This is a genomic window from Desulfovibrio sp. SGI.102, from assembly GCF_050314315.1.
Lineage (GTDB): Bacteria > Desulfobacterota > Desulfovibrionia > Desulfovibrionales > Desulfovibrionaceae > Desulfovibrio.
Window position 1 is genome coordinate 21175 of sequence record NZ_JBNPNC010000035.1, and the last position, 7609, is coordinate 28783.

Below are 7609 nucleotides of genomic sequence, written 5' to 3' on the forward strand. Positions count from 1 at the left end.
CAAGGATCCATCGCATGAACCATCCTGTTTTTCCCGTACCCGCCACGCCCGCTGAAGCGGTCCGTCTTCTTGATGCGCCGCTGGAGGCCCTGCTGGACAGCGCCGCTGCCCTGCGCGAGCGGCATCACGGCAAGCGCATCAGCCTGTGCGCCATCATCAATGCCCGCAGCGGCGATTGCGGCATGGACTGCCGTTTCTGTTCCCAGAGCAGCCACAACCACACGCCCATCGCCCATTTCCCCTTTCTGGAGGCGGCCGAACTGCGTGAACGCATCCTGCGGCTGGCTGCCTGGCCCGTGCGCCGTATCGGCATCGTGACCAGCGGAGGGGCCCTGGAAGAGCAGGAACTGCATTGCCTGCTGGCTGTGGTGCGTGACCTGCCGGAAGACGTGCGTCGCCGGGTCTGCACCTCGCTGGGGCGGTTGCCGGAAAAACATCTGCGCGAACTGGAACAGGCCGGTGTGCGCCGCTACCATCATAATCTGGAGACATCGCGTGCCTATTATCCCCGCATCTGTTCCACACAGCTCTGGGACCAGCGTCGGGATACGGTGCTGCGTGCGCAGGCAACGGGCCTTTCGGTCTGCGCCGGCGGGCTGTTCGGCCTGGGCGAGAGCTGGGAGGACAGGATGGACTTTGCCTTCAGCCTGCGGGAGCTGGGCGTGCGCCATGTGCCCATGAATTTCCTGCATCCCCATCCGCAGACGCCGCTGGCCGCACAGCCCCTGCTGGAACCGGAGGAGGCCCTGCGCATCATCGCCCTGTTCCGGCACATCCTGCCCGAAGCCAGCCTGCGCATCTGCGGCGGGCGGCCAGAGACCTTGCGGGAGCGCCAGGGCGACATGTTCCGGGCCGGGGCCGATGCCCTGATGACCGGTGACTACCTGACCACGCAGGGCATGGGCGTGGAAGAGGACATCCGCATGATCGAAGTTGCGGGGCTGGAGGTGGCACGTCCATGAGTGCTGGAAAGATGACAGCGGGTCGCCCCGGCGACAGGGGCCCCGTACAGGGATTTTTCGTGACCGGCACCGGGACGGACGTGGGCAAGACCGCGTTCACGGCGGCCTTGCTGCGGGCCCTGCGTGGCCGGGGCGTGGCGGCCCAGGCCCTCAAGCCCGTCCAGACCGGTGTGCGGCCGGAGCAGCTGGCGACCTCCGCTCTGGCCGACGGCGTGGCCTACGCGCGTGCCGTGGCCGACCTGCCGCCCTTGCCCCCGGCGCCTGCGGCGACCCTGCACTGTTTCCGTCTGCCCGCCTCGCCGCATTTGGCGGCAGGGGAAGAAGGGCAGCGCCTGACGGTGGCCGGGCTGGCCGAGGATGTCCGGGCCCACTGGCAGGAGACGGAGACCTCCCTGCTGCTGGTGGAAGGTGCGGGCGGCATGGCTGTCCCCATCAATGAGGAAGAAGACACGCTGGATTTCATGGCGGCCCTGGATCTGCCTGTCCTGCTGGTGGGCAGCAACTGCCTGGGCGCGCTCAACCATGTGTTGCTCTCCCTGCAGGTCCTGCGCCTGAAGGGACTGCGCCCGGCGGCGGTGGTCCTGATGGCGCCGGAAGAGCCGGAAGGACTGAGCGTCGGGGAACGGCATGACCGGGAACGGGTGCTGGCCGACAATCCTGAATTCTTGCGCCTCCGTCTGGCGGCCTGGGGCGAGGATGCGCCGGTGGTCGTCCTGCCCCGTGTGGCCCGGCTGGATGCGGCGGGCTGGCAGGAGCTGGCCGATGCCTGTGCCGTGCTGCTGCCTGCGCTGTCCCGGCATGTGCCGTCCCTGACAGGGCGGCAGGCACCAGCGGGCGAGGAAGAGCCCCTGCCGCTGCGGGACAGGCGCATCCTCTGGCATCCGTACACGTCCGTGGTGGATCCTTTGCCGGTCTTCGCGGCCGCGCGCAGCCACCACAACCGCATCGTGCTGGACGACGGCCGGGAGCTGGTGGACGGCATGTCCTCGTGGTGGACGGCCATCCACGGCTACAACCATCCGCGTCTGGTGGCTGCGGCCCAGCGGCAGGCCGGGAGGATGCCGCATGTGATGTTCGGCGGTCTGACCCATGCGCCTGCCGTGGAGCTGGGCGAACGCCTTCTGACCATGCTGCCGCAGGGCCTGGCGCGTGTCTTTCTGGCGGATTCCGGCTCCGTGTCGGTGGAAGTGGCCTTGAAGATGGCCCTGCAATACCAGCAGGGCATCGGCCAGAAGCAGCGCACCTGCTTCCTCACGCCCCGGGGCGGTTATCACGGCGATACCACCGGCGCCATGTCGGTGTGCGATCCCGTGACCGGAATGCATTGCCTGTTCACGCATATGCTGCCGCGCCAGATCTTCATGGAACGGCCTTCCTGCCGTTTCGACCAGCCTTTCGATCCGGCCAGCCTGGATGATGCCCGCCGCATCTTCGCGGAGCAGGGCGAGCGCATCGCGGCGGTCATCCTTGAGCCGCTGGTGCAGGGCGCGGGCGGCATGTGGTTCTATCATCCCGACTATCTGCGCGGCATGGCCCGCCTGTGCCATGAGCACGGGGCCCTGCTGGTCTTCGACGAGATCGCCACGGGCTTTGGCCGTACCGGGACGCTGTTCGCCGCGGAGAGGGCCGGTGTCTGCCCGGACATCCTGTGCTGCGGCAAGGCCCTGACCGGCGGCGTCATGACGCTGGCCGCCACGGCCTGCACGGAAGAAGTGGCCCAGGGCATCTGCCGGGACGGCATGGTCTTCATGCACGGGCCCACGTTCATGGGCAATGCCCTGGCCTGTGCCGTGGCCTGCGCCAGCCTGGACATCCTGGCGGAGGGCCGCTGGCAGGAGCAGGTGGCCATGCTGGAAACGGCCCTGACAGCGGGCCTGGCTCCCTGCCGGGGACTGCCGCAGGTGGAAGACGTGCGTGTGCTGGGCAGTATCGGCGTGGTGGAGACTACCCGGCCGGTGAACATGGCCGCCATGCAGGACTTTTTCGTGCGGCGGGGCGTCTGGATACGGCCCTTCAACCGTTTGGTCTATGTGATGCCGCCCTATGTGAGCCCCCGCGAGGACGTGGAGCGCCTTTGCGCGGCCATGCACGATGTGCTGTCCCTGCCCGGCATGCTGGCGTAGGGCAGGGGAGTTCTTGCGAAAACATATCCTGATGATGGCAAAGGCCCCGTCTGCCGATGGCAGGCGGGGCCTTTGCGGAATGACGCGTGGGGAAAGGGCCTGAGGGACGAGGGCCCCATCTCGTGTGCCGGCAATAGGCTCAAGGGGCCGTAGGGGCCGGGCCGTTGCGCCACAGGGAACTGCGGGCATCAAGAGCCGCGCGCCCGAGGAAGGCTCTCCTTCCCTCAAAAAATATTTTTCCCGTTACTTTTTTTCACCTTCGGGGGCGGCCCCCGCACCGGCCAGCAGGCCTATCTGGCCGCGGAAGATGACCTTGGTGGCCGTCTCGTCGGCCAGTTCGGCCACGTCCATGAATTTTTCCAGCAGCTCCAGCAGATAGTAGCGGTCGTTTTCGCAGCCGTCCTTGAAATCGGTCTCCAGCTCGCCGGAGCGCATATAGTTCTCGAATTCTTCAAGATCTTTCACTGTCAGCATGGTCGTTCTCCTGTAGCCTCCGGAGACGGCGCAGGCCGCAGGCTCCCAGCATGCGGGCCAGGGCCAGTACCGTGTCGATCTCCTCGCGGCTGATATGGTCATAGTGGATGCCCGCGCTGACACATACCGTGGCCTTCAGCGCACGGCAATAGTCCCGCGCCAGCGGCAGGGCGGCCTTGTCGTCGTGGTGCCCTGTACGGCGCAGGACATGCAGGCGCACGCCATCTTCCGTCCCGGAAGAGGCGGTGTCGGACATGACGCCCGGTCGTGACCTGCCCCCGGCGGTGTGGGCGGACATGGCTTCCGGGACCTCCGGGGGCAGGGCGTTTGCGGGTTCGGCCAGGATCACGGCACCGATATGGGCATCACCGCCGGTCAGCAGCAATTGCCAGTCCTGCCCGGCGGGCAACAGGCGCAGTTCCAGGGCCAGCCGGCCGTGCGTGCAGCGCAAAAGAAAGGGCTGGGATCTTTCCATCCGCAAAGCATGCTGCAGATGGCATGCAAAGGCAAGCCGGAGGCAGGCATTTGCTTGACCCAAAGCCCTGTAAAAGGATAAGTAACAGGCAAACAAAAAAGGAGAAGCCATGGCTCTTGATCCCACCAAGCACCCTGACTGGCAGATCGCCCAGGATGCCGAAAAATCTATGAAAACTGTGGAAACCCTGGCTGCCGAGCTGGGGCTTGAGAAGGACGAGCTGCTGCCTTACGGCCACTACATGGGCAAGATCGAGCAACAGGCGGTGCTGCGCCGTCTGGCTGACAGGCCCAATGGCAAATATGTGGACGTGACCGCCATCACGCCGACCCCGCTGGGCGAAGGCAAGTCCACCACTACCATCGGTCTGGTGCAGGGCCTCTCCAAGCGTGGTGTCAAAACCACGGCGGCCATCCGCCAGCCTTCGGGCGGCCCCACCATGGGCATGAAGGGCTCCGCTGCGGGCGGCGGTCTGGCCCAGTGCATCCCGCTGACCCCGTATTCCCTGAATTTCACCGGCGACATCCACGCCATCACCTCGGCCCACAACCTGGCCATGGTGGCCCTGACCTCGCGCATGCAGCACGAGCGCAACTATGACGACGAAAAGCTGGAACGCCTGTCCGGCATGCGCCGCCTCAACATCGACCCCACCCGCGTGGGCATGGGCTGGGCCATGGACTTCTGCTGTCAGGCCCTGCGCAACGTCATCATCGGCATCGAAGGCGACGGCCGCCGCAACGACGGTTTCATGATGCGTTCGCGCTTCGACATCACGGCCGCCTCGGAGATCATGTCCATCATGTCCCTGGCCCGCGACCTGCCCGACCTGCGCAAGCGTCTGTCGCGCGTGGTGCTGGCTTTTGACCGCGCCGGCAATCCCGTGACCACCGCCGACCTGGAAGTGGACGGCGCCATGATGGCCTGGCTGCTGGAAGCCAGCAAACCCAACCTGATCCAGACCATCGAAGGCCAGCCCGTGCTGGTGCACGCCGGTCCCTTCGGCAACATCGCCCTGGGCCAGAGCTCCATCATCGCCGACCGCGTGGCCCTCAAGCTCAGCGACATCCATGTGACGGAATCCGGCTTCGGTTCCGAGATCGGTTACGAAAAGTTCTGGAACGTCAAGTGTCACATGAGTGGCCTCAAGCCCGATGCCGCCGTCATCGTGGCCACGGTGCGCGCCCTCAAGAACCACGGCGGCGCCCAGCCGCCCATGCCCGGCCGTCCGCTGCCCGAACCCTACACCCGCGAAGACGTGGGCCTGGTGGAAGCCGGCTGCGTGAACCTGCTGCGCCACATCGGCATCGTGCGCCGTTCCGGCGTGTCGCCCGTGGTCTGCATCAACGCCTTTGCCACCGACAGCAAGAACGAGATCGCCGCCATCCGCCGCATCTGTGAAGAAGCCGGTGCGCGCGTGGCCCTGTCCGAGCATTGGCTCAAGGGCGGCGACGGTGCCCTGGAACTGGCCGATGCCGTCATGGACGCCTGCAACGAGCCCAACAACTTCGCTCCCCTGTACGACTGGTCCATGCCCTTCGAGCAGCGCATCGAGACCATCGCCAAGGAAGTCTACGGCGCCGACGGCGTGGAATTCTCCTCGCTGGCCAAGCAGCGCATCAAGGAACTGCAGGCCCGTCCCGACGCCGAAGAACTGGGCATCTGCATGGTCAAGACCCAGTACTCCCTGTCCGACAATCCCGCCCTCAAGGGTGCGCCCACGGGCTGGCGCCTGCATGTGCGCGACTGCCTGTTCTACGGCGGTGCGGGCCTGGTGGTGCCGGTGGCCGGCGACATCAGCCTCATGCCCGGTACGGGTTCGCGTCCTGCCTTCCGCAATGTGGACGTGGATCTGGAATCCGGCCAGGTGACCGGCCTGTTCTAGGCCTTTTCTGACGGCATAACGCTGTGATACGGGGAGACCTTCCTGCCCTCGGGGCCGGGAGGTCTCCTTTTTCATGCCATGTACCGGCGGAGGGGCGGGAGCCGACAGCCCTGCGGACGATCCGTGCCGTCAGGCGGCGGATATTGACATCTTTATCGGAAAAATAGTATTTATTTCATCTGGCCGTCATTGATGGATGGCCGCAGCGTTCCTGCCTGATTCCAGGGATTTGCGTCACCGTGTTCCTTACCGGGGCAACGTATGTGCAATCATCTGGCGTGGCAGGATTTTTTTATGCCTACTCCCTGTCTGACGCCGGACGCTCCCCGAGCGTGCCTTGCAAAGCCGAGCCCTGTTCCGAGCCCTTTCGGTACGGGGCTTTTGACGTTTTCATATTTTTTTGACAGATCACACGATTTTTTATCCGGGGGTCCCTCATGGCTGATATCCGTCTTGCCAAGCCTGCTGCTGGTACCACACAGACCGTCCCCAGCGCTCCTGACGGGCGCTTCATCTTCGATTTTCCTGCGGATGCGGCGACGCTGACCCGCAATGGCGACGATCTTGTCCTGAGCTTTGAAGATGGGTCTTCCATCCAGTTGCAGGGCTTCTACACCACGTACTCCAAGGAAGAGATGCCCTCCTTCCAGGTGGATGGTGTGGAGATCAGCGGGCAGGATTTCTTCGCGGCCCTTGGCGAAGACCTGATGCCCGCCGCCGGTCCTGCCGCCAGCAGCAGCGCCTCGCGCGGCGGCCGCTATAACGAATACGGCGGCAGCGACCTGCTGGACGGCATCGATCATCTGGGACGCCTGGACATCGGTTTTGACGATGGCGTGGAGTGGGCCGATGACAAGGTCGGCGGCTGGACGCACCAGAACCTCGATCCCGAGATCAGCGGCATCATCGCTGTGGACGGTAACGACATGACCCTGGTGGAATCCGGTGTGGAGACCGACGGGAGCCAGGAGATCCAGGGCAATCTCTTCACCCCCGGTGTGCCTGTCGTCGTGGGGCAGGTGATGGCCAGCGATCCTGACGGTGGGCGGCTGTCCTACAGCTTTGCTGACGGCAGCAACCGCATCGTCACCGAGTATGGCGTCATCACCATCAATGCCGGCACCGGTGTCATCACCTATACCCTGAACAACGATGACCCCGATGCCGACAGCCTGGCCCTGGGCGAGACCGTGCGGCAGGACTTCACCGTGCGTGTGGAGGACGGGCAGGGCGACAAGGCCGAGGCCTCGTTCTCCGTGACCATCAAGGGGACCAACGACCAGCCCGAGGTCACGCTGGATGCGGATTCCGAGCTGGGGCTCATCGAGAGCGGCGTGGGGCGTACCGATGGCGGGCAGGTGGTGACTGCTCCGGGCACCGAGGCGGAAAACCAGGCCTACGACGGCTCGCACGCTGACAGCGAGGGCACACAGCAGCTGACGGGCTCCGTGACCGGTTATGACGTGGATGCCGGGCACAAGCTGTGGTTTGGTGCCGTGGCCGGTGACAAGAGCCAGGACGGCAGCTGGGAAGGGGCGCAGAGCCCTGACGCAGGCATCTTTCTGGGCAAGGATGTCACGGATGGCGACGTGGAGAGCAGCGAGCCCGTGGAAGGGAGCTTCGGCCATCTGCAGCTGAACAGCGACGGTACCTGGACCTATACCCTGAAGGGCGAGGGCGAAGCCGTGCA

General features: G+C 65.3%; 6 protein-coding genes. 4 read left to right on the forward strand and 2 right to left on the reverse strand.

The annotated features are described in order from the left end of the window. The first annotated feature begins 14 nt into the window (after positions 1–14). Both bioB and bioA read left to right on the forward strand, forming a co-directional pair. Positions 15–962, forward strand: coding sequence for a biotin synthase BioB (gene bioB, locus ACQRCJ_RS08555; RefSeq protein ID WP_304014740.1), 948 nt, complete (start codon positions 15–17; stop codon positions 960–962). Further along, positions 959–3085 carry an adenosylmethionine--8-amino-7-oxononanoate transaminase gene (gene bioA, locus ACQRCJ_RS08560; RefSeq protein WP_427799631.1) on the forward strand — a complete coding sequence of 709 codons (2127 nt, stop codon included), beginning with the start codon at positions 959–961 and terminating at the stop codon, positions 3083–3085. Before bioB ends, bioA begins: the two co-directional genes overlap by 4 nt. 243 nt (positions 3086–3328) lie before the next feature. Here the strand turns inward: bioA and ACQRCJ_RS08565 are convergent, their stop codons facing one another. Then, positions 3329–3559 carry a hypothetical protein gene (locus ACQRCJ_RS08565; protein ID WP_168934582.1) on the reverse strand — a complete coding sequence of 77 codons (231 nt, stop codon included), beginning with the start codon at positions 3557–3559 and terminating at the stop codon, positions 3329–3331. Then, on the reverse strand, positions 3537–4034 hold the full coding sequence (locus ACQRCJ_RS08570) for a hypothetical protein (RefSeq protein WP_168934581.1): 498 nt from the start codon (positions 4032–4034) through the stop codon (positions 3537–3539). The genes ACQRCJ_RS08565 and ACQRCJ_RS08570 overlap by 23 nt, the downstream gene beginning before the upstream one ends. 109 nt (positions 4035–4143) lie before the next feature. Here ACQRCJ_RS08570 and ACQRCJ_RS08575 point away from each other — a divergent pair, with 109 nt between their 5' ends. Together ACQRCJ_RS08575 and ACQRCJ_RS08580 are read left to right on the forward strand one after the other, a co-directional pair. Continuing rightward, positions 4144–5919 carry a formate--tetrahydrofolate ligase gene (locus ACQRCJ_RS08575; RefSeq protein WP_006004036.1) on the forward strand — a complete coding sequence of 592 codons (1776 nt, stop codon included), beginning with the start codon at positions 4144–4146 and terminating at the stop codon, positions 5917–5919. Positions 5920–6356: 437 nt separating this feature from the next. Then, positions 6357–7609 (forward strand): VCBS domain-containing protein (locus ACQRCJ_RS08580; RefSeq protein WP_427799632.1); only part of this gene is annotated, 1253 nt, incomplete at its 3' end.